This is a genomic window from Loktanella gaetbuli (assembly GCF_020531945.1).
Taxonomy (GTDB): Bacteria; Pseudomonadota; Alphaproteobacteria; order Rhodobacterales; family Rhodobacteraceae; genus Loktanella; species Loktanella gaetbuli.
Genome location: NZ_JAJATZ010000004.1, coordinates 80,815 through 99,013, shown reverse-complemented (window position 1 = coordinate 99,013; position 18,199 = coordinate 80,815). Strand labels below are relative to the sequence as shown.

The window sequence follows — 18,199 nt, the reverse complement described above, 5'->3', positions numbered from 1 at the left end:
TATTTTTCGCTGCAGGGCAATTTTATTGCGCATGCGCAAAACGACGCGGGCATGGCATTGGCGCGAGACACACCTATATTCAGATCATGAACAAAAGAAATTTCATCGCCGGCCTCGCGGCCATGACACTCTGGCCCGCCATGCTGCCGGCGCAGTCGGAATCACCCGGTGCCGTCGCCGCCTGGCTTGCCGATCCGGCAACCCCGCTGAACGCGGACCAGATCATGTTGTCCGATTTCCAGTGGATCGCCCGCCCGGTCGCGGTTTTCGCCGATTCACCCAACGATCCCGCGTTCATCGAACAGATGGAACTGCTGGCATCGCGGGTCGATGAACTGGTCGAACGTGACGTCGTGGTGCTGTTCGACACCGACCCTGCCGCACGTTCACCCATGCGCCTGCAACTGCGGCCGCGCGGTTTCATGATGGCGCTGCTGGGCAAGGACGGTCAGGTGAAACTGCGCAAACCCAGCCCGTGGGACGTGCGCGAATTGTCACGGTCCATCGACAAGATGCCGGTGCGTCAGCGTGAAATCACCGAACGCCGCGCCGCAGGATCAGCGGCGGTCAACTGATTGCGGCATGGCCCGCGCAGCCCCGCGGATCGCCATCCAGCCCAAGGTCATCAGGATCACCAGTACCAGAATCAGAACGAACACCGGATCAATCGCCACGCTGACCAGCACCCGCCCCACGACGAACAGCGCGAGGTAGACGGCCAACCCGCCAAAGGTGAATGTCCGCACCGGTTCCAGCAGGACCCCGGCCGCCCGCACGACCCCCCAGAACACGATCACGCAGATCATCGGCACCGTCACGACCGAGCGCGGAAGCTCGGTCGCGTAGCTGATTTCGGTATCCTGCACCATGATGTTGAGCAAGCCAAATCCCGCGATCACGGCGATCACGCAGGCGGCCAGCCAGATCAGCAAGAGTTGCCAGGTTTGTGTCACTCGAACTCCATGATCACATCATCCACGGCCAGGCTGTCACCAGGGGCCGCGTTGATCTTGGTCACGACGCCCTTGCGTTCGGCACGCAGGATGTTTTCCATCTTCATCGCCTCGACCGTGCACAGCGCCTGACCGTCCTGAACCTCGTCGCCCACGGCGACATTCAGCGACACGATCAGCCCCGGCATCGGGCACAGCAGCAGTTTCGACGTATCCGGCGGCACCTTGACCGGCATCAGCTTGGCAACTTCGGCCTGACGCGGGGTTCGGACATGAACCTTGACGTCGGCCCCGCGGTGCCGCACCCGGAACCCCCCCGAAATCTTGGCCACCTTAAGCACCAAGGGCGTGCCGTCCACCATCAGGCGCGCCAGTGGTTGACCGGGCAACCAGTCGCTTTCGACCCGCAAGGTCCGGTCACCGATGGTCACATCGGCCCCCGCACGGTCGGCCTTGATGATCGTGTCATGGCTTTCGCCCTGTAGCGTGACGTTCCAGTCCGTGCCGACGTGGCGTTCATGGTTGTCCATGCGCCCGGTGATGCGCGTGCGACGGATTTCACCGATTCGGTGCATCGCCGCAGTTGCCGCAGCAACACGCAGCACCGTGTCCCCTGCCAGATCGACACCCTGGAAACCGTCAGGAAATTCTTCCTCGATGAACGCCGTGGTCATGTCGCCCGCGGTGAATTTCGGATGATCCATCACCGCGGCCAGGAATGGCAGGTTGTGGCCAATCCCCTCCAGCTCGAATCCGTCCAGCGCCAACCGCATTTCTTCGATCGCTGCAGACCGGGTCGGTGCCCAGGTACACAGCTTGGCGATCATCGGATCGTAGAACATGCTGATCTCGCCACCCTCGAACACGCCGGTATCATTGCGCACGGCCCGCCCGGCCTCTGCCACCTCGACCGGTGGGCGATAGCGGGTCAGACGCCCGATGGACGGCAAGAACCCGCGGAACGGATCCTCGGCATACAGGCGGCTCTCGATAGCCCAACCATTGATCTTGAGGTCATCCTGACCAAAGGCCAGTTTCTCGCCTGCTGCCACTCGGATCATCTGTTCGACGAGGTCGATGCCCGTGATCAGTTCTGTCACAGGATGTTCCACCTGCAACCGCGTGTTCATTTCCAAAAAATAGAAATTGCGGTCGCCATCCACGATGAATTCGACGGTGCCCGCGCTGGTATAACCGACGGCCTGCGCAAGTGCGACCGACTGCGCGCCCATCGCCGCACGGGTTTCTTCGTCCAGAAACGGGCTCGGGGCCTCTTCGATCACCTTCTGGTTGCGGCGCTGGATGCTGCATTCGCGCTCGTGCAGATAGACCGCGTTGCCGTGGCTGTCGGCCAGGACCTGAATTTCGATGTGGCGCGGCTGGGTCACGAATTTTTCGATGAAAATCCGGTCGTCGCCAAAACTGTTGGCCGCCTCGTTCTTGGACGACTGGAATCCCTCGCGTGCGCCAGCGTCGTCCCATGCAATCCGCATGCCCTTGCCACCGCCCCCCGCGCTGGCCTTGATCATCACCGGATAGCCGATCTGCTGGCTGATTCTGACCGCCTCATCGGCGTCCGCAATCAGGTCCATGTGGCCAGGCACCGTGCTGACACCAGCCTCATCCGCCAGCTTCTTGGACGTGATCTTGTCGCCCATGGCCTCGATGGCCCCCACGGGCGGCCCGATAAAGGCCACGCCTTCGGCTTTCAGCGCCTCGGCGAACTTGGGGTTTTCCGACAGGAAACCATAGCCCGGATGCACCGCTTCAGCGCCGGTCTGGCGAATCGCGTCCATGATCTTGTCGATCACGATATAGGATTGGTTGGCGGGGCTGGGTCCAATGTGGACCGCCTCATCTGCCATCTTGACATGTAGCGCCTGCGCATCCGCATCCGAATACACTGCAACAGTGGCGATCCCCATACGCCGCGCCGTCTTGATGACGCGGCAGGCGATTTCGCCACGATTGGCGATCAGAATTTTCTTGAACACGTTTTACATCCCTCCAAACGCAAAACCGCCGCCGGGGCGTAAACCCCGACGGCAGTCATGTCGTGTTTCAACCCCGCTTGCGCGGGAAAATGTCTTAGCGACCGGTGATGTCGTCGCCCAGCGCACCGACGAGCGCGCCACCCAGTGCAGCAGTCGTGGTGTCGCGGTTGTCGCCGCCCAGTGCAGCGGAACCTGCAGCGCCGATACCGGCACCAACGATTGCACGCTCTGCGTCGGTGTCGAGGTTGTCGCAGCCTGCGACGCCCATGATTGCGACCAGTGCGATGGCGGAAGTAGCTTTGTACATTTTATAATGCCCTTGTTAGCTTTGAAGATGGGCCCAAAATCACGCGCTGCAAGCACGAACTCAAGCCCGATTAAGTACAAAAGGCGCAAAACCGCCGAAATGTTCCGATTTGCAGAAAAATCTTTTCCACTCATCGGAATACATCCGGAAAAGTGACCCGCGCCACGTCCTCGTCGATGCGCAACAGCGCGTCATAGCTGGCAGGATCGAACGGATCTTCGGCGGCGATTACCTCGCGACCGAACAACCAGCCCAGCCGTCCTGCGTCCAGATTACCCCGCACAAAGGGCGCGTCGCCAAAATGCTCCCACAGGGCCCGCAAGAAACCTTCGTCCGCGCGTTTGTCCGGTGGCCGCCGGTCGGAAAATCGTTCACGCGCGCGCAGCGGCGTTGCCCCGTCCTTGTGCGCGCGACGGATCACGAACTGAAAATCCGTCCCCGGCAAACGGCCTGGAAATCCACGGTGCTTTTCCATCAGAATTCGTCCCAGCTGCAACGCCCGTCCGTCACGCGGAAGGGTTGAAAAAATTGGACGACCTGCGGATCGTATATGCCGAATGTGGTTGGCTTGTCCGACACCGACAACACGATCTGGTCGCCGTCCCAGTCCTGCTGTTGCAGGGCCGGAACAACGACCACGTCGCACAACCACGTCAGATCGTCCACGACCTCCGTGAACGTCACTGCGTCATCGCCGCCCGCAAGGGCCGGTGACAGGAACCGGAATCGCGCGATCCGCGCCTGCGTGTCCATGATAACGTCAGCCAGCGCGATCTGCAGTCCTGACGGCACGGCAATCGGTTGCGGGGTCTGTTGTGCGGTCGCGGGCATGGCCCACAGACAGCACAGCAGGATCAGCGGTCCCGCAAGGCCTCGATCAGTTCGGCCTTGGTCATGTCCGAACGACCCGCGACGTCCAGCTCTTGCGCACGCGCATACAGATCGTCCTTGGTCCATTCCTCGTAGGGCGGCTGACGGCCCCCCTTCTCGCCCGGCGACATGTCGTCGTTTGCCTGCGCATTGGCAATCCGGGCGGCCTTTTGCTTGCTCGCCCCGTCGTCCAGCAGCGCCTCGTAGGTCTCGTCGTCCTTGATGGACGGTCCATGGTCCTTGGTCATCGCAATCTCCTTTGCGCACCAACGGACCCACCCCACGCGGGGTTCCCTGCATCATCTTGCCACAAATACTCCGGGGGGTCCGGGGGGCTGGCCCCCCGGGGTCACAGTGGAATGTTGTCATGCTTCTTCCACGGGTTCTGCTGCTGCTTGCCGCGCAGCGACGCAAAGGCGCGGCAGACCCGGCGCCGTGTGGATCGCGGCATGATCACCTCGTCCACGAAACCCTTCGAGGCCGCGACGAACGGATTCGCGAAACGGTCCTCGTATTCCTTGGTCAGCTCCACGATTTCTTCGGGGCTGCGTCCGCGATAGATGATCTCGACAGCACCCTTGGCCCCCATCACCGCGATTTCCGCCGTGGGCCAGGCATAGTTGAAATCGCCGCGCAAATGCTTGGACGCCATCACGTCATAGGCTCCGCCATAGGCCTTGCGGGTAATGACCGTGACCTTGGGCACCGTGGCCTCGCCATAGGCAAACAGCAGTTTCGCGCCGTGCTTGATGACACCGCCGTATTCCTGGCTGGTGCCGGGCAGAAAGCCGGGCACGTCCACCAGCGTCAGGATCGGAATTTCAAAGGCATCGCAGAACCGCACGAACCGCGCGGCCTTGCGGCTGCTGTCGATATCCAGCACACCCGCCAGCACCATAGGCTGATTGGCCACCACGCCGACGGTCTGACCTTCCAGCCGGATGAACCCGATCAGGATGTTGCCCGCATAATCGGCCTGAATTTCGTAAAAATCGCCCTCATCCGCCAGTTTGTGAATCAGTTCCTTCATGTCGTAGGGCGTGTTGGCGTTCACCGGGATCAGCGTGTCCAGACTGTCCTCGACCCGTTTGACATCGTCAAAAAACGGACGCGTCGGCGCCTTTTCGCGGTTGTTCAAAGGCAGGAAATCAAACAGGCGGCGGCATTCGGCAATCGCTTCGACATCGTTGTCAAAGGCACCGTCCACCACACCGGATTTCTTGGTATGGGTCGTGGCCCCGCCCAGTTCCTCGGCGGTGACGACCTCGTTGGTGACGGTCTTGACCACATCGGGGCCGGTCACGAACATGTAGGACGTGTCGCGCACCATGAAAATAAAGTCGGTCATCGCAGGGCTGTAGACCGCGCCACCCGCGCAGGGCCCCATGATCAGGCTGATCTGCGGCACCACACCGGACGCCATGATGTTGCGCTGGAACACATCGGCATAGCCCGCGAGGCTGGCAACACCTTCTTGGATGCGTGCACCGCCCGAATCGTTGATCCCGATCACGGGCGCACCGTTCTGGATCGCCATATCCATGATCTTGCAGATCTTTTGCGCATGGGTTTCGGACAGCGATCCGCCAAAGACGGTGAAATCCTGGCTGAACACATAGACCATGCGGCCGTTGATCGTGCCCCAGCCCGTCACGACACCATCGCCCATCGGCAGGTTGTCCTGCATCCCGAAATCCACCGCGCGATGCGTCACAAAGGCGTCGAACTCCTCAAAGCTGTCGTGATCCAGCAGCAGTTCGATCCGTTCGCGCGCGGTCAGTTTGCCCTTGGCGTGCTGCGCATCAATCCGTGCCTGTCCGCCGCCCAGTTGGGATTCGGAGCGCTTGGCCTCCAAGGCTTCGATATGGTCTTTCATGCAGGCCTCCCGTCGTGCACATGGCCTCCGCAGGCCGCATTGTCGGGCACTCTAGTCATCGGTTTTGCCGAGGAAAACCCCCAAGGCGCAATATATCCCCAGCCGCAGGGGGGCTGCACGAAACAATCTGACGCCATGCAGATCCTTGCGGATCCATGTCACGGCAACCATGGACACCGCAGCGCAAGCCGCTACTTTGCGCGCGATGACAGACTTTCCCAGCGCGCGCTTTCTCGACCGCCGCACCCCGCCTCATATTTTCACGCTGACACTGCTGGCCGGTGTATCCGCATTGAACATGTCGATTTTTCTGCCGTCCCTCACCCGGATGGCGGCCGATTTCGGCACGGATTATGCCACGATGCAATTCGCCGTTTCGGGCTATCTGGCCGCAACTGCGGTGATGCAGATCATCGTCGGCCCCCTGTCTGACCGGTTCGGACGGCGTAAGATCGTGCTGACCTCCATCACCATTTTCATCGCGGCGACGCTGGGCGCCTACCTCGCCCCCACGATCCAGCTGTTCTTGATGTTTCGCATCCTGCAGGCCGCCGTCGCGACCGGAATCGTGCTGAGTCGGGCGATCGTGCGCGACATGTTCGGGGCAGAACAAAGCGCGTCGATGATCGGTTATGTCACCATGGGCATGGCCCTGATCCCGATGATCGGCCCCACCGTCGGTGGCGCACTGGATCAGGCATTCGGCTGGCATGCCTCGTTCATCTTTCTGATGGGAGCAGGCGTTTTCTTGTGGCTGCTGTGCTATTTCGACCAAGGCGAGACCGTGCGCGGCGGCGGCACCGGATTTGCCGAACAGCTGACCAGCTATCCCGCACTGCTGACTGCGCCCCGGTTCTGGGGCTATGCGCTGTGCACCGCGTTCGCATCGGGGTCATTCTTTGCGTTTCTGGGCGGTGCCTCCTACGTCGCCGACCGGATTTACGGATTGTCGGCCTTTCAGACCGGCATCGCTCTGGGTGCGCCCGCCATCGGCTATGCCATCGGCAACGGAATATCGGGCCGCTATTCGGTGCGGGTCGGCATCAATCGCATGGTGCTGATCGGCTGCCTGATATCAGCCTTTGGCATGGGGTTGTCGCTGATCCTGGGTCTGGTGACCGTGATTCCCGCCGGCCTGCTCTTTGGTCTGTGCTCGCTGCTGGGACTGGGCAACGGCATGACGCTGCCCAACGCCACTGCCGGGTTGCTGTCGGTGCGCCCGAACCTGGCCGGCACGGCCAGCGGTCTGGGCGGTGCGCTGATGATTGGCGGCGGTGCCGCACTCAGCCAGCTGGCCGGGGTACTGCTGGCACGCGGCACGACCGCGATGCCGTTGCAGGCGCTGATGCTGGTCTCTGCGCTGCTGGCGATCGCCGCCATCATGTTCGTGATGGTGCGTGAAAAGCGCCTGTCCGCCAGCCTCTCGGTCGCGCCCTAGCGGCGTGCCGCGCGCCAGCCAGCGGCGCGCGCCTCGGCTTCGGTGCAGAACCAGCGTTCGCCGCGCGACGGGCTGATCCGGGTCTCGTCATAGAATGCGTTGCCGGGCACATGGTAGATTCGCCCGCTGCTGCTGATGTTGCCCTTGATGACACAGCCACCGGGGGTCGCATCGCGCACCTGTTCCTGCGCGCGGAAATCCGAAGGCCGCTGCATCTGCGCCGACCAGAAACCGGCCCCACTGCGCCGCGCCGCATCCTCGTCCGGGACATAGACCGTGCCATACCGGCGATAGGCGATGGCCAGCCCGTTGCGCACCATCTGCTGGCCAATGTCGACCCCGCCTGCGGTGCAACGCGCCACGGTGCGGCCGTAACGGTCGACATCCAGCGGCGCACAACTCACCGCGCGCCCCGCGATCAACGCACGCAGGCCGTCGGCCGCATGGCTGCCGCAGGAAAACGGAAACCCCTGCGCACTGCGGCAATCCTGCCCGGCTTCTGGCGCATCGATGCCGTTCAATCTGATTCGTGTCTCGCCCACGTGGATCGTGTCACCGTCGATGACACGCGCAGGCCCAGCGATCTGGGCCGCCAGGGGGGCAGCACAGAACAGTAAACAAATGGTTAACAAAATCCGCATATCCCCAATCTGGGGGGCGGATGTGGCGTTTCAATGGCGCGAAACATGAAGTTTCGCGCCAAATCGATTCAAATCAGCGCTGACTGACGGCCCATTTCGGATTGATCCACGGCACATCATTGGCCCGTGGCAGCGGATCGCGGCCCAGAATGTGATCCGACGCCTTTTCACCCACCATGATCGACGGCGCATTCAGGTTGCCGTTGGTGATCTGCGGAAAGATTGAGCTGTCCGCGACCCGCAACCCCTCCACACCGATGACACGACATTCAGGATCGACCACAGCCATCGGGTCATCAGCGGCTCCCATGCGGCATGTGCCGCAGGGATGATAGGCGCTTTCGGCGTGTGCGCGGATGAAATCATCCAGTGCTGCGTCCGATTGCACGGCCTCACCAGGCTGGATTTCGTGTCCGCTATAGGGGGCAAATGCGGCTTGCCCGAAAATTTCGCGCGTCAGGCGGATACAGGTGCGGAAATCGGCCCAGTCCTGCGGATCGGACATGTAGTTGAACAGGATATGCGGGTCCGCCGCCGGGTCCGCGCTGGTCAGTGTGACCGCCCCGCGCGAGGCGCTGCGCATCGGGCCGACATGCGCCTGATAGCCATGCCCCTCTGCCGCGACCTTGCCGTCGTAGCGGATCGCCAGCGGCAGGAAATGGAACTGGATATCGGGATATTCCACACCCGGCTTGGACCGGACAAAGGCTGCGGATTCGAACTGGTTCGAGGTGCCCAGACCGCGTTTGCCGAACAGCCAGGCTGCGCCGATCAACGCTTTCCAGATCAGTTTCCAATAGGTGAACAGCGTCACCGGCTGGATCGCTGCCTGCTGGATATAGAGCTCGAGGTGATCTTGCAGATTCTGCCCGACGCCGGGCCGGTCCGCGATCACTGCGATGCCGTGTTCCGCCAGATGATCCGCCGGTCCGATGCCCGACAGCATCAACAGCTTGGGCGAATTGATGGCCGAGGCGGCAATGATGACCTCGCGCGTGGCGCGGATCACCTCGGTCTGCCCCTTGCGGTCGACCTCGACGCCCACAGCGCGCCCCTCTTCAATCACCACACGGCGGGCAAAGGCGCGGATCAGCGTGCAATTCTCGCGCTTCAGCGCGGGCCGCAGATAGGCATTTGCGGCGGACCAGCGCCGACCGCGATAGATGGTGGCGTCAAACGGGCCAAAGCCCTCTTGCTGCGCGCCGTTGTAATCCTTGGTTTCGGGATATCCCGCCTGCTTGCCGGCCTCGACAAAGGCCTTGACCAGCGGATTGCGGCGCGGGCCGCGCGTGACATGCAGCGGACCGTCGGTGCCACGCCAGGCCGGATCACCGCCGTGAATGCCCGCGTGCCAATGTTCCATCCGTTTGTAGTAGGGCAACACGTCGGCATAGGCCCAGCCGCGCGCGCCCATCTCTTGCCATGTGTCAAAATCGCGGGCGTGGCCGCGTACATAGACCATGCCGTTGATCGAAGAGGACCCGCCGATCACCTTGCCACGTGGTGTGGCCAGGGTGCGACCACCCAGATGCGGCTCCGGTGCGGTATGAAATCCCCAGTCGTAGGCTTTCATGTTCATCGGATAGGACAAGGCCGCAGGCATCTGGATGAACGGGCCTGCATCCGATCCACCATGTTCGATCACGATGACCGATTTGCCGGCCTCGGCCAGACGGTAGGCCATTGCACATCCGGCAGAGCCCGCACCGACAATTACGTATTCAGCTTGCATGATGTTCACCGCCCGCAAGGAGCGCCCCCAAATTTTCGCGAAAATTTGGCCCCCGGCATCCGCCGGACGGCCCCTAGAATGGTGCTTCGACCGGGTTCATGGCGACGTAGACGCCCTTGAGCTGGCTATAGTGATCAATCGCCGCCTTGGAATTCTCACGGCCCACGCCGGACAGCTTCATCCCGCCAAAAGGTGCCTCGACCGGGGCGAGGTTGTGGGTGTTGATATAGCACGTTCCTGCCTCGAACCCGGCAGCCATGCGGTGCGCACGCGCCAGATCGCGGGTGAACACCGACGCCGCCAGACCGTAGGGCGTATCGTTGGCGCGGCGCAGCGCCTCTTCTTCGGTATCGAAGGTCAGCACCGACATGACGGGGCCAAAGATTTCGTCCCTCGCAATCGTCATGTCGTCGGTCACATCGGCAAAGACGGTCGGTTCGAGAAAGAAACCGTCAAGGTCGGGTCGTTTGCCGCCCGTCACCAGCCGTGCGCCCTCTTGCACGCCTTTGGCGATGAACCCTTCGACCAGATCGCGCTGACGTGCGCTTACCATAGGGCCAAAGTTGGTCGCCATGTCCTGAGGGTCGCCCATGACGACGTTTTGCAAACGCTCTGACAGGCGGCCCAGGAACGCATCCACCATGCCCCGCTGCACGAACACCCGCGTGCCGTTGGAACAGACCTGCCCCGAGGAATAGAAATTGCCCAGGATCGCGCCGCCCACGGCATCATCTAGGTCCGCATCGTCGAATACCACCTGCGGGGATTTCCCGCCCAGTTCCATCGTGACGTGACGCAACCCTTCGGCTGCGGCGGCATAGACCCGCTTGCCCGTTGGCACCGACCCGGTCAGCGACACTTTGGCCACGCGTGGATCGGTGGTCAGCGCGGCCCCCACGGCACCCAGCCCCTGCACCACGTTGAACACGCCCGGCGGCGCGCCCGCCTCGGTCAGGATTTCCGCGACCTTCAGCGCACACAGCGGCGTGGTCTCGGACGGTTTGAACACCATCGTGTTGCCACAGGCCAGCGCCGGTGCGGCCTTCCAGCAGGCGATCTGGGTGGGATAGTTCCAGGCCCCGATACCCACGCAGACGCCCAGCGCCTCGCGGCGCGCATAGACGAAATCGCCGCCTGCCAGCTGGATATGCTCGCCCGTCAAACTGCCCGCGAGGCCGCCAAAGTATTCCAGCGCATCCGCACCGGATGTTGCATCGGCCACGGTCGTTTCCTGCAACGGTTTGCCGGTATCATAGGTTTCCAGCACCGACAGGTCATGGTTGCGTTCGCGCATGATGTCGGCGGCGCGGCGCAGGATGCGGCCACGTTCCGTGCCGGTCAATGCGGCCCATGCCGCCTGCGCATTCGCAGCAGCAGCCAGCGCGCGGTCAACGATCGCGGGGGTAGCCGCGTGGACGGTGGCAATCGTCTCACCGGTGTAGGCATAGACGACGGGGATCGCCTCTCCGGCGGTATCCTCGACGTATTCACCTGCAATGTAATGGCTGGCGGTCGGTTGTGTGGTCATGATCTATGCCTCCGATGGGCGAAAATGAAAATTGATGGCTCAGGCGCGGCGCAGCAGGTTCAGCAGTGCCAGGACACGGTCAGCGCCCGCCGTCCCTACCCGGTCTGACGCGGCGCGCAGGTAAATGCCGTCGATCATCGCAGCGAGGGTGTCGGCAGCACCGGCAGGATCAGGGGTCTGACCGCGCAGCGCATGGGTCAGGTTCGATCGCAACCGCCGCTGATACAGGCGCAGCAGGTGCAGCGCGTCAGGGTTCGTCTGGGCCTGCCCGTAAAACGTCATCCAGGCGGCGACCACGCCAGGCGCAAAACAGGACTGCGCAAAACTCGCCGTGACGATGGCGGCGGCACGGTCGTCCGTATCCCGCAGGGCGCTGATCACCTCCTTGCGATAGTCGGTCAGGATCTGGCGCATCGCCGCGACAAATATCTGATCCTTGCCCCCGAAATAGTGATGCGCCAGCGCCGACGACATGCCCGCACGCTTTGCGATGCGGCTGACGGAGACGTCCAGCGAACCAGCGTCGCCGACCTCTGCAATCGTGGCTTTCACCAAGGCAGCACGGCGTATAGGCTCCATTCCAAGCTTTGGCATGTTGTCACTCCTGATCAGGTGTGGCACCCATAGCCCAAATTTGATTGACTGATCAATCAACAAAAAACTGACCGGGAGAAACCTAATGACCCTTCGCTCTACACTTTCCGTCATTGCCCTTGTTGCGGCCACGCCCGCACTGGCACAGGACAACTGCACCGAAGTCACCTTTGCCGATGTGGGCTGGACCGACATCACGGCCACCACCGCCGCCACATCCGTGGTGCTGGACGCGCTGGGATACGACACCGAAACCAAATTGCTCAGCGTGCCCGTGACCTACATTTCGCTGGCCGAAGGCGACGTTGACGTATTCTTGGGCAACTGGATGCCCACGATGGAGGCCGACATCGCCCCCTACCGCGAGGCCGGCACCGTGGACACCGTGCGCGCCAACCTCGAAGGTGCGAAATACACCCTCGCCGTGAACAAGGCCGCGGCCGACATGGGCATCACCACCTTTGCCGATATCGCCACCAACCGTGACGCGCTGGACGGCCAGATCTACGGGATCGAGCCGGGCAATGACGGCAACCGCCTGATCCTCGACATGATCGGCGCAAATGCATTCGACCTCGAAGGTTTCGAGGTCGTCGAATCGTCCGAACAGGGCATGCTGGCACAGGTCGAACGCGCCGACCGTGGCGGCGACCCGGTCGTGTTCCTGGGCTGGGAGCCGCACCCGATGAACGCCAAGTTCGACATGACCTATCTGGAGGGTGGCGACGACTGGTTCGGCCCCGATCTGGGTGGTGCGACCGTCTATACCAACACCACCGCCGGTTTCGCCGAGGCCTGCCCGAACGTCGGCACCCTGCTGAACAACCTCGTGTTCAGCCTCGAAATGGAAAACGAGATCATGGGCGCGATCCTGAACGACAATGCCGACCCCGAAGAGGCGGCGACGGCATGGCTGGCGGATAACGCGGCCACGTGGCAGCCCTGGCTGGAAGGCGTGACCACGGTTGACGGTGGCGACGCCACCGCTGCCGTCACAGCCGCACTGGCCAACTGATTTCCGAACGGGGCCGCATGCAGATGCGGCCCCGTTTCACAAATGACGGCCCCGACCCACGGCACCCTTGGCGGATGCGGCGGCTTGGGACTGAAACGGGCCCATCCCGACCGCACAGCACCGTGCTGCGGTGATGTCGCCCGACACTGTTGTAACCGAACGGCGCGCCACACGGGGCCGCGCCGCTGAAGGAGTTCACGAGATGGACTGGCTAAGCCTGAGTTTCCTGACAGACACAAAAATACCCGTCGGCGCCTGGTGCCGCGACCTGTTCGACGCGCTGAATGCCGCGATCGGACCGGCAATCGACCTTTTTGCCGACAGCCTGCGCGATTCGGTCGACTGGATCGTCGATACTGTGCTGATCCCGCCGCCCATCGTTGTCGTCCTGCTGTTCGTCGCATTGGCCTATGCGCTGCAACGACGCTGGCAGACGGCGCTGCTGGTGCTGGTCGGATTCCTGTTCATCCTGAACCAAGGCTACTGGGAGGAGACGATTCAATCCCTCACGCTGGTACTGCTCGCCTGCACGGCCTGCATGTTGATCGGCGTGCCCATCGGTATTGCGGGTGCGCATCACCCCCGGTTCTACCGCGCGCTGGTGCCGGTGCTGGACCTGATGCAGACGCTGCCGACCTTTGTTTACCTGATCCCCACGGTCGTGCTGTTCGGGATCGGCATCGTGCCGGGTCTGATCGCCACGGTGATCTTTGTGCTGCCTGCACCGATCCGCCTGACCTACCTTGGGATTTCCTCCACGCCGACGGCGCTGATCGAGGCCGCACAGGCGTTTGGTGCCACGAAACGGCAATTGTTGTGGAAGGTCGAACTGCCATCCGCAACGCCGCAAATCATGGCGGGGCTCAATCAGGCCATCATGCTGTCGCTGTCGATGGTGGTCATCGCAGGCCTCGTCGGGGCCGCCGGTCTGGGCGTGCCGGTCGTGCGTGCGCTGAACACCGTGAACACCGCGCTGGGCTTTGAATCCGGCTTTATCATCGTGATCGTCGCGATCATGCTCGACCGTACGCTGAGGGTCCGCAAACCATGAATGCTGTAGAATTCGACAACGTTTCCATCGTTTTTGGCGACCGTCCGCAATCGGCCCTGCCGCTGATGGACCAAGGCAAGACACGCGCCGAGGTGCAGGCCGAGACCGATCAGGTGCTTGGCGTGCACAATTGTTCGCTGACGGTGGAAGAAGGCGAAATCCTCGTGCTGATGGGCCTGTCGGGGTCCGGCAAATCGACGCTGCTGCGGTCCGTCAACGGGTTGAACCCGGTGGTGCGCGGCGACGTGCGGATCGCCACGCCCGATGGCATGCAATCGGTGACTCAGGCCAAATCGCGCAAACTGCGCAAACTGCGCCTGTCCAATGTGGCGATGGTGTTCCAGCAGTTCGGCCTACTGCCCTGGCGCACCGTGCGCGACAACGTGGGCCTTGGCCTTGAATTGGGCGGACTGTCCACCGCCAAACGTCGTGCTCGCGTCGACGAGGAACTGGCGCTGGTGGGCCTCGCCGACCGCGCCGACGCGCTGGTGGGCGAATTGTCGGGCGGCATGCAGCAACGCGTGGGCCTTGCCCGCGCCTTTACCACGGATGCGCCGATACTGCTGATGGACGAGCCGTTCAGCGCACTGGACCCGCTGATCCGCGCGCGTTTGCAGGACGAGCTGCTGGACATGCAGGCCGAACGTGGCCGGACCATCATTTTCGTGAGCCACGATCTGGACGAGGCGTTCAAGATCGGCAATCGCATCGCCATCATGGAAGGCGGGCGTATCATCCAGACCGGCACCCCGCGCGATATCTTCACCAACCCCGCCAACGACTACGTGGCCGATTTCGTGGCCCACATGAACCCGCTGGGCGTGCTGACCGCCCGCGACGTGATGACCCCCGGCACCGCCGGCGCATCCGAGATCGCAGCCGAAACCCCGGTGCAGGACATCATCGATACGTTGAAACAGGGCATGATCCTGAGCGTGGTGGAAAACGGCCAAAAGATCGGCCAGATCACCCCGACCTCCGTTCTCAACAGCCTGTCAAAGAACAGCTAGATGAGTTTGGAATCCGCATGTGGATGACCGCTGTGGGGACAAACTTGCTATTCCAGCGCATCGCAAGATATCGTCCCGTGAGCTTTGGAGATGGAAAGCAAAAGATGGCCAAGTCGATAAATCTGGCGGCAAAGCTCGCAACATTTGACGAAAAATGGTCTCCGCGCACTGTAGCATCCTTCAATGGTCACGACGTCATGGTCGTGAAGGTCGAGGGAGAGTTCAGATGGCATTCCCACGCAGACACAGATGATTTCTTCCTTGTTCTTTCAGGTGAAATCGAGATCCGGCTCAGGGACGGACCCGTCACCGTGACAGCGGGAGAGATGTTTGTCGTTCCTAAAGGTGTCGAACATTGCCCGGTCGCCGAAAAGGAAGCGCATCTGTTGCTGATCGAGCCGACTGGAACCCCCAACACTGGCGATGCCGGAACTGCCGCAGACCGGAAAGTCATCTAAGCGACTGACCGAAATGGGATCAAACCTGCCGCTCTCTGCCATGCAAATGGCTCAAGCCCGCGCCACCAACGCACCAAACAAAAAGGGCCCCCGCAGGAGGCCCTTTGCATATCACCCAATCAGATAGAACTTAGCTTTCGGCGTAGGCGGCCATGACCTCGTCGCTGGCGTCGACGTTGGTGGTGACGTTCTGCACATCGTCGTCGTCCTCGAGTGTCTCGACCAGGCGCATCAGCTTGGTCAGGCCTTCCAGATCCAACTCTGTCTGCATGTTCGGCTTCCAGATCAGCTTGGTGGATTCCGCCTCGCCCAATACGGCCTCCAGTGCGGTGGACACGTCGTTCAGGTCGGTCCCTTCGCACAGGATGACATGGTTTTCATCGTCCGACTGCACATCCTCTGCGCCGGCCTCGATGGCCGCCATCATGACCGTGTCCTCGTCACCGACAGACGCGGGATAGACGATCTGACCCTTGCGGTCGAACATATACCCAACGCTGCCCGTCTCGCCCAGATTGCCGCCGCTCTTGGTGAATGTCGAACGGACCGAGGATGCGGTGCGGTTGCGGTTGTCGGTCATCGCCTCGACGATGACAGCCACGCCGCCGGGGCCGTAGCCTTCGTAGCGGATTTCGTCATAGTTTTCGGCGTCACCGCCCACGGCCTTGTTGATCGCGCGCTCGATCACGTCCTTTGGAACCGAGGAGGATTTCGCTTCCTTGACGGCCAACCGCAGCCGCGGGTTTTTGTCGGGATCAGGGTCGCCCATCTTGGCGGCGACGGTGATTTCCTTGCTCAGCTTGGAAAACAGCTTGGCCCGGATCTTGTCCTGACGACCCTTGCGATGCTGGATGTTCGCCCATTTGGAATGTCCGGCCATGGCGGGAATCCTTTTGCAGAAATTTGTGTCAGCGGCCTATAGCGCAGCCCGCCCCTGCCCCGCAAGCATCACAGCGGATAGATCATCGGGATCGCGATGGAACAGATGACCGCAAGGCTCAGGTTCAGCGGCAGACCCACGCGCAAAAAGTCGGTGAATTTGTATCCGCCAGGGCCGTAGACCAAGGTGTTTGTCTGATAGCCGATGGGCGTGGAAAAACTGGCCGAGGCCGCCATCATCACCGCGATCACCAGCGGGCGTGGATCAAGGCCCAGCGCGCTTGCCAACCCGATGGCAATGGGCGTGATGACAACAGCCACGGCGTTGTTCGACACCAGTTCCGTCAGCACCATCGACAGCGTGTAGACGCAGAAAACCACAAAGAACGGCGGCATGGTCTGCAAGGTTGGCGCGATGGCATTGGCGATGATTTCCACCGCACCCGAGGCCTCCAATGCGGCCCCGACGGCCAGCATCCCGAAAATTAGCGCAAGCAACGGCCCATCCACGCTGGCAAAGGCTTCGTCCGCGTCGATACAGCCCGTTATCAGCACGATCACCACACCCAGAAACGCCAGATGCAGGATGGGTGCCACGCCAAGTGCGGCCAGCACGACGATCCCCAGCATGGTCGCAATGGCGATGGGCGCGTGACTGCGGCGGTAGGCGCGTTCGGACGGTTTGGACACATCCGCCAGCTTCATTTCCAGTGCCAGTCGCTGAATATCCTCTGGCGCGCCTTCCAGCAGCAGGGTGTCACCGACCTTGACCACAACGTCCTGCAACTGGCGGATGTTCTTGTCCCGCCGGTGTACGGCGAGGACATAGACACCGTAACGGCGGCGCAGGCGCATCGCCCCCAGCGACCGACCGACCATCTTGCAATCGGGGGAAATCAGCACCTCGACCGTCGTGGTTTCCACCGCCGACAGCTGGTCCACGCGGCGCAATTCCTTGTTAGCCTGCAACGACAGGATTTCGGACATCGCGGTGCGCAGCACCACGCGGTCGCCCACCTGCAATTCGACGGCCTCCAGATCGTGACGCAGGGACGCATCGCCCCGCACCACGTCGATCAGTCGCACGCCGTCGCGCTTGAACAGCTGCACGCCCGATACCTCGCGCCCGATCAGGTTGCTTTCGGGGGGGATCACAGCTTCGGTGAAAAACCGCATCTTGGACCGGTCCGACAACATGGCGGCCATGCTGGTCCGGTCGGGCAGCAGCCGGTTGCCGAATATCACCAGATACAGCATCGCCCAGACGGCAATGACCAGCCCGATCGGCGTGACCTCGAATATGCCAAAAGGCTCCATCCCCGCCTGCCGCGCCACACCGTCCACGACCAGGTTGGTCGACGTACCGATCAGCGTCAGCGTGCCGCCGACGATGGACCCGTAGGACAGCGGGATCAGCAGCTTGGACGCTGCGATTTTCATGGTGCGGGCCATCTGGATGAACACCGGCAGCATGACGACAACCACCGGCGTGTTGTTCACGAATGCAGAGGCCGAGATCACGAACCCCATCACGCCGCCCATGGCCTGACGGGGATTGCGCCGTGCCGCACGTTCGGCGGCCTGCGTGACGTAGTTCAGTGCCCCGGTCCGCACCAGCGCGCCCATGACAATGAACATCATCGCAATGGTCCAGGGTGCGGCGTTCGACAAAACCGCGACCGCATCGTCGTAGGGCAGGATGCCCGTGAACAGCAGCACGCCTGCCCCTGCCATCGCGACCACCTCGGTCGGAAAGACTTCGCGCAGGAACAGCACGAACATGACCCCGAGCACGCAAAGCGTCACGGCCGCCTGATGGTCGTTCAGAAATTCCGCGGGAATCATGGTCATTG

The 18,199-nt window shown here is 62.2% G+C and carries 19 protein-coding genes; 6 read left to right on the top strand and 13 right to left on the bottom strand.

Going from position 1 to position 18,199, the window contains the following annotated elements; all coding sequences use genetic code 11:
- Window positions 1-86: 86 nt before the first annotated feature.
- The gene (locus tag LGQ03_RS09905; protein ID WP_226748269.1) at window positions 87-575 is read left to right on the top strand and encodes a DUF4174 domain-containing protein; all 489 of its coding nucleotides are present in this window, start codon (window positions 87-89) and stop codon (window positions 573-575) included.
- Here LGQ03_RS09905 and LGQ03_RS09900 read toward each other — a convergent pair.
- From LGQ03_RS09900 to LGQ03_RS09870, 7 genes are all read right to left on the bottom strand, one after another.
- Window positions 558-953, bottom strand: a complete 396-nt coding sequence (locus LGQ03_RS09900) for a hypothetical protein (RefSeq protein WP_090159095.1) — start codon at window positions 951-953, stop codon at window positions 558-560. The genes LGQ03_RS09905 and LGQ03_RS09900 overlap by 18 nt on opposite strands.
- Entirely contained in the window at window positions 950-2,947 is a 1,998-nt protein-coding gene (locus LGQ03_RS09895) for an acetyl-CoA carboxylase biotin carboxylase subunit (RefSeq protein ID WP_226748268.1), read from the bottom strand. The genes LGQ03_RS09900 and LGQ03_RS09895 overlap by 4 nt, the downstream gene beginning before the upstream one ends.
- 94 nt (window positions 2,948-3,041) lie before the next feature.
- Entirely contained in the window at window positions 3,042-3,254 is a 213-nt protein-coding gene (locus LGQ03_RS09890; protein WP_226748267.1) for a hypothetical protein, read from the bottom strand.
- 130 nt (window positions 3,255-3,384) lie between these two features.
- Complete coding sequence (locus LGQ03_RS09885; protein WP_090159098.1) at window positions 3,385-3,729, bottom strand: hypothetical protein; 345 nt, start codon at window positions 3,727-3,729, stop codon at window positions 3,385-3,387.
- Window positions 3,729-4,085, bottom strand: a complete 357-nt coding sequence (locus tag LGQ03_RS09880) for a DUF6497 family protein (RefSeq protein WP_226748266.1) — start codon at window positions 4,083-4,085, stop codon at window positions 3,729-3,731. The genes LGQ03_RS09885 and LGQ03_RS09880 overlap by 1 nt, the downstream gene beginning before the upstream one ends.
- Window positions 4,086-4,108: 23 nt before the next feature.
- A complete protein-coding gene (locus LGQ03_RS09875) occupies window positions 4,109-4,372 on the bottom strand; it encodes a DUF7218 family protein (RefSeq protein WP_226748265.1) in 264 nt (87 codons plus the stop codon).
- 101 nt (window positions 4,373-4,473) lie between these two features.
- Window positions 4,474-6,000: an acyl-CoA carboxylase subunit beta gene (locus LGQ03_RS09870; RefSeq protein ID WP_090159101.1), complete on the bottom strand. Its 1,527-nt coding sequence runs from the start codon at window positions 5,998-6,000 to the stop codon at window positions 4,474-4,476.
- Between the two features lie 205 nt (window positions 6,001-6,205).
- Here LGQ03_RS09870 and LGQ03_RS09865 point away from each other — a divergent pair, with 205 nt between their 5' ends.
- Window positions 6,206-7,438 (top strand): multidrug effflux MFS transporter, encoded by a 1,233-nt coding sequence (locus LGQ03_RS09865; RefSeq protein WP_226748467.1) that lies wholly within the window; start codon window positions 6,206-6,208, stop codon window positions 7,436-7,438.
- Here the strand turns inward: LGQ03_RS09865 and LGQ03_RS09860 are convergent.
- The 4 genes from LGQ03_RS09860 to betI all read right to left on the bottom strand — a co-directional run bounded on the left by LGQ03_RS09860 (window position 7,435) and on the right by betI (window position 11,933).
- The gene (locus LGQ03_RS09860; protein ID WP_226748264.1) at window positions 7,435-8,079 is read right to left on the bottom strand and encodes a thermonuclease family protein; all 645 of its coding nucleotides are present in this window, start codon (window positions 8,077-8,079) and stop codon (window positions 7,435-7,437) included. The two genes, LGQ03_RS09865 and LGQ03_RS09860, sit on opposite strands and share 4 nt — an antisense overlap.
- Before the next feature lie 73 nt (window positions 8,080-8,152).
- Complete coding sequence (gene betA / locus LGQ03_RS09855; protein ID WP_226748263.1) at window positions 8,153-9,811, bottom strand: choline dehydrogenase; 1,659 nt, start codon at window positions 9,809-9,811, stop codon at window positions 8,153-8,155.
- A 73-nt stretch (window positions 9,812-9,884) separates the two neighbouring features.
- On the bottom strand, window positions 9,885-11,339 hold the full coding sequence (betB, locus tag LGQ03_RS09850) for a betaine-aldehyde dehydrogenase (protein WP_226748262.1): 1,455 nt from the start codon (window positions 11,337-11,339) through the stop codon (window positions 9,885-9,887).
- Window positions 11,340-11,378: 39 nt separating this feature from the next.
- Window positions 11,379-11,933 carry a transcriptional regulator BetI gene (gene betI / locus LGQ03_RS09845; protein ID WP_226748261.1) on the bottom strand — a complete coding sequence of 185 codons (555 nt, stop codon included), beginning with the start codon at window positions 11,931-11,933 and terminating at the stop codon, window positions 11,379-11,381.
- A gap of 85 nt (window positions 11,934-12,018) precedes the next feature.
- On the opposite strand from betI, the gene choX reads away from it, so the two are divergent.
- The 4 genes from choX to LGQ03_RS09825 all read left to right on the top strand — a co-directional run bounded on the left by choX (window position 12,019) and on the right by LGQ03_RS09825 (window position 15,467).
- Entirely contained in the window at window positions 12,019-12,948 is a 930-nt protein-coding gene (choX, locus tag LGQ03_RS09840; protein WP_226748260.1) for a choline ABC transporter substrate-binding protein, read from the top strand.
- A gap of 202 nt (window positions 12,949-13,150) precedes the next feature.
- On the top strand, window positions 13,151-13,999 hold the full coding sequence (gene choW / locus LGQ03_RS09835; protein WP_090159107.1) for a choline ABC transporter permease subunit: 849 nt from the start codon (window positions 13,151-13,153) through the stop codon (window positions 13,997-13,999).
- Window positions 13,996-15,009, top strand: a complete 1,014-nt coding sequence (gene choV, locus LGQ03_RS09830; RefSeq protein WP_226748259.1) for a choline ABC transporter ATP-binding protein — start codon at window positions 13,996-13,998, stop codon at window positions 15,007-15,009. Before choW ends, choV begins: the two co-directional genes overlap by 4 nt.
- A gap of 104 nt (window positions 15,010-15,113) precedes the next feature.
- A complete protein-coding gene (locus tag LGQ03_RS09825; RefSeq protein WP_226748258.1) occupies window positions 15,114-15,467 on the top strand; it encodes a cupin domain-containing protein in 354 nt (117 codons plus the stop codon).
- A gap of 130 nt (window positions 15,468-15,597) precedes the next feature.
- Here LGQ03_RS09825 and LGQ03_RS09820 read toward each other — a convergent pair whose 3' ends face one another.
- Window positions 15,598-16,347, bottom strand: coding sequence for a YebC/PmpR family DNA-binding transcriptional regulator (locus tag LGQ03_RS09820; protein ID WP_090159109.1), 750 nt, complete (start codon window positions 16,345-16,347; stop codon window positions 15,598-15,600).
- Between the two features lie 68 nt (window positions 16,348-16,415).
- A complete protein-coding gene (locus LGQ03_RS09815; protein WP_226748466.1) occupies window positions 16,416-18,191 on the bottom strand; it encodes an SLC13 family permease in 1,776 nt (591 codons plus the stop codon).
- Between the last annotated feature and the right edge of the window lie 8 nt (window positions 18,192-18,199).

What these genes read in the sequence shown, in the direction of transcription:
- LGQ03_RS09860 (WP_226748264.1), bottom strand. Translation starts at nt 8,079, where the DNA reads ATGCGGATTTTGTTAACCATTTGTTTACTGTTCTGTGCTGCCCCCCTG.
- choX (WP_226748260.1), top strand. Translation starts at nt 12,019, where the DNA reads ATGACCCTTCGCTCTACACTTTCCGTCATTGCCCTTGTTGCGGCCACG.
- betB (WP_226748262.1), bottom strand. Translation starts at nt 11,339, where the DNA reads ATGACCACACAACCGACCGCCAGCCATTACATTGCAGGTGAATACGTC.
- LGQ03_RS09875 (WP_226748265.1), bottom strand. Translation starts at nt 4,372, where the DNA reads ATGACCAAGGACCATGGACCGTCCATCAAGGACGACGAGACCTACGAG.
- LGQ03_RS09880 (WP_226748266.1), bottom strand. Translation starts at nt 4,085, where the DNA reads ATGCCCGCGACCGCACAACAGACCCCGCAACCGATTGCCGTGCCGTCA.
- choV (WP_226748259.1), top strand. Translation starts at nt 13,996, where the DNA reads ATGAATGCTGTAGAATTCGACAACGTTTCCATCGTTTTTGGCGACCGT.
- betI (WP_226748261.1), bottom strand. Translation starts at nt 11,933, where the DNA reads ATGCCAAAGCTTGGAATGGAGCCTATACGCCGTGCTGCCTTGGTGAAA.
- LGQ03_RS09905 (WP_226748269.1), top strand. Translation starts at nt 87, where the DNA reads ATGAACAAAAGAAATTTCATCGCCGGCCTCGCGGCCATGACACTCTGG.
- choW (WP_090159107.1), top strand. Translation starts at nt 13,151, where the DNA reads ATGGACTGGCTAAGCCTGAGTTTCCTGACAGACACAAAAATACCCGTC.
- LGQ03_RS09870 (WP_090159101.1), bottom strand. Translation starts at nt 6,000, where the DNA reads ATGAAAGACCATATCGAAGCCTTGGAGGCCAAGCGCTCCGAATCCCAA.
- LGQ03_RS09890 (WP_226748267.1), bottom strand. Translation starts at nt 3,254, where the DNA reads ATGTACAAAGCTACTTCCGCCATCGCACTGGTCGCAATCATGGGCGTC.
- betA (WP_226748263.1), bottom strand. Translation starts at nt 9,811, where the DNA reads ATGCAAGCTGAATACGTAATTGTCGGTGCGGGCTCTGCCGGATGTGCA.
- LGQ03_RS09885 (WP_090159098.1), bottom strand. Translation starts at nt 3,729, where the DNA reads ATGGAAAAGCACCGTGGATTTCCAGGCCGTTTGCCGGGGACGGATTTT.
- LGQ03_RS09815 (WP_226748466.1), bottom strand. Translation starts at nt 18,191, where the DNA reads ATGATTCCCGCGGAATTTCTGAACGACCATCAGGCGGCCGTGACGCTT.
- LGQ03_RS09865 (WP_226748467.1), top strand. Translation starts at nt 6,206, where the DNA reads ATGACAGACTTTCCCAGCGCGCGCTTTCTCGACCGCCGCACCCCGCCT.
- LGQ03_RS09825 (WP_226748258.1), top strand. Translation starts at nt 15,114, where the DNA reads ATGGCCAAGTCGATAAATCTGGCGGCAAAGCTCGCAACATTTGACGAA.
- LGQ03_RS09820 (WP_090159109.1), bottom strand. Translation starts at nt 16,347, where the DNA reads ATGGCCGGACATTCCAAATGGGCGAACATCCAGCATCGCAAGGGTCGT.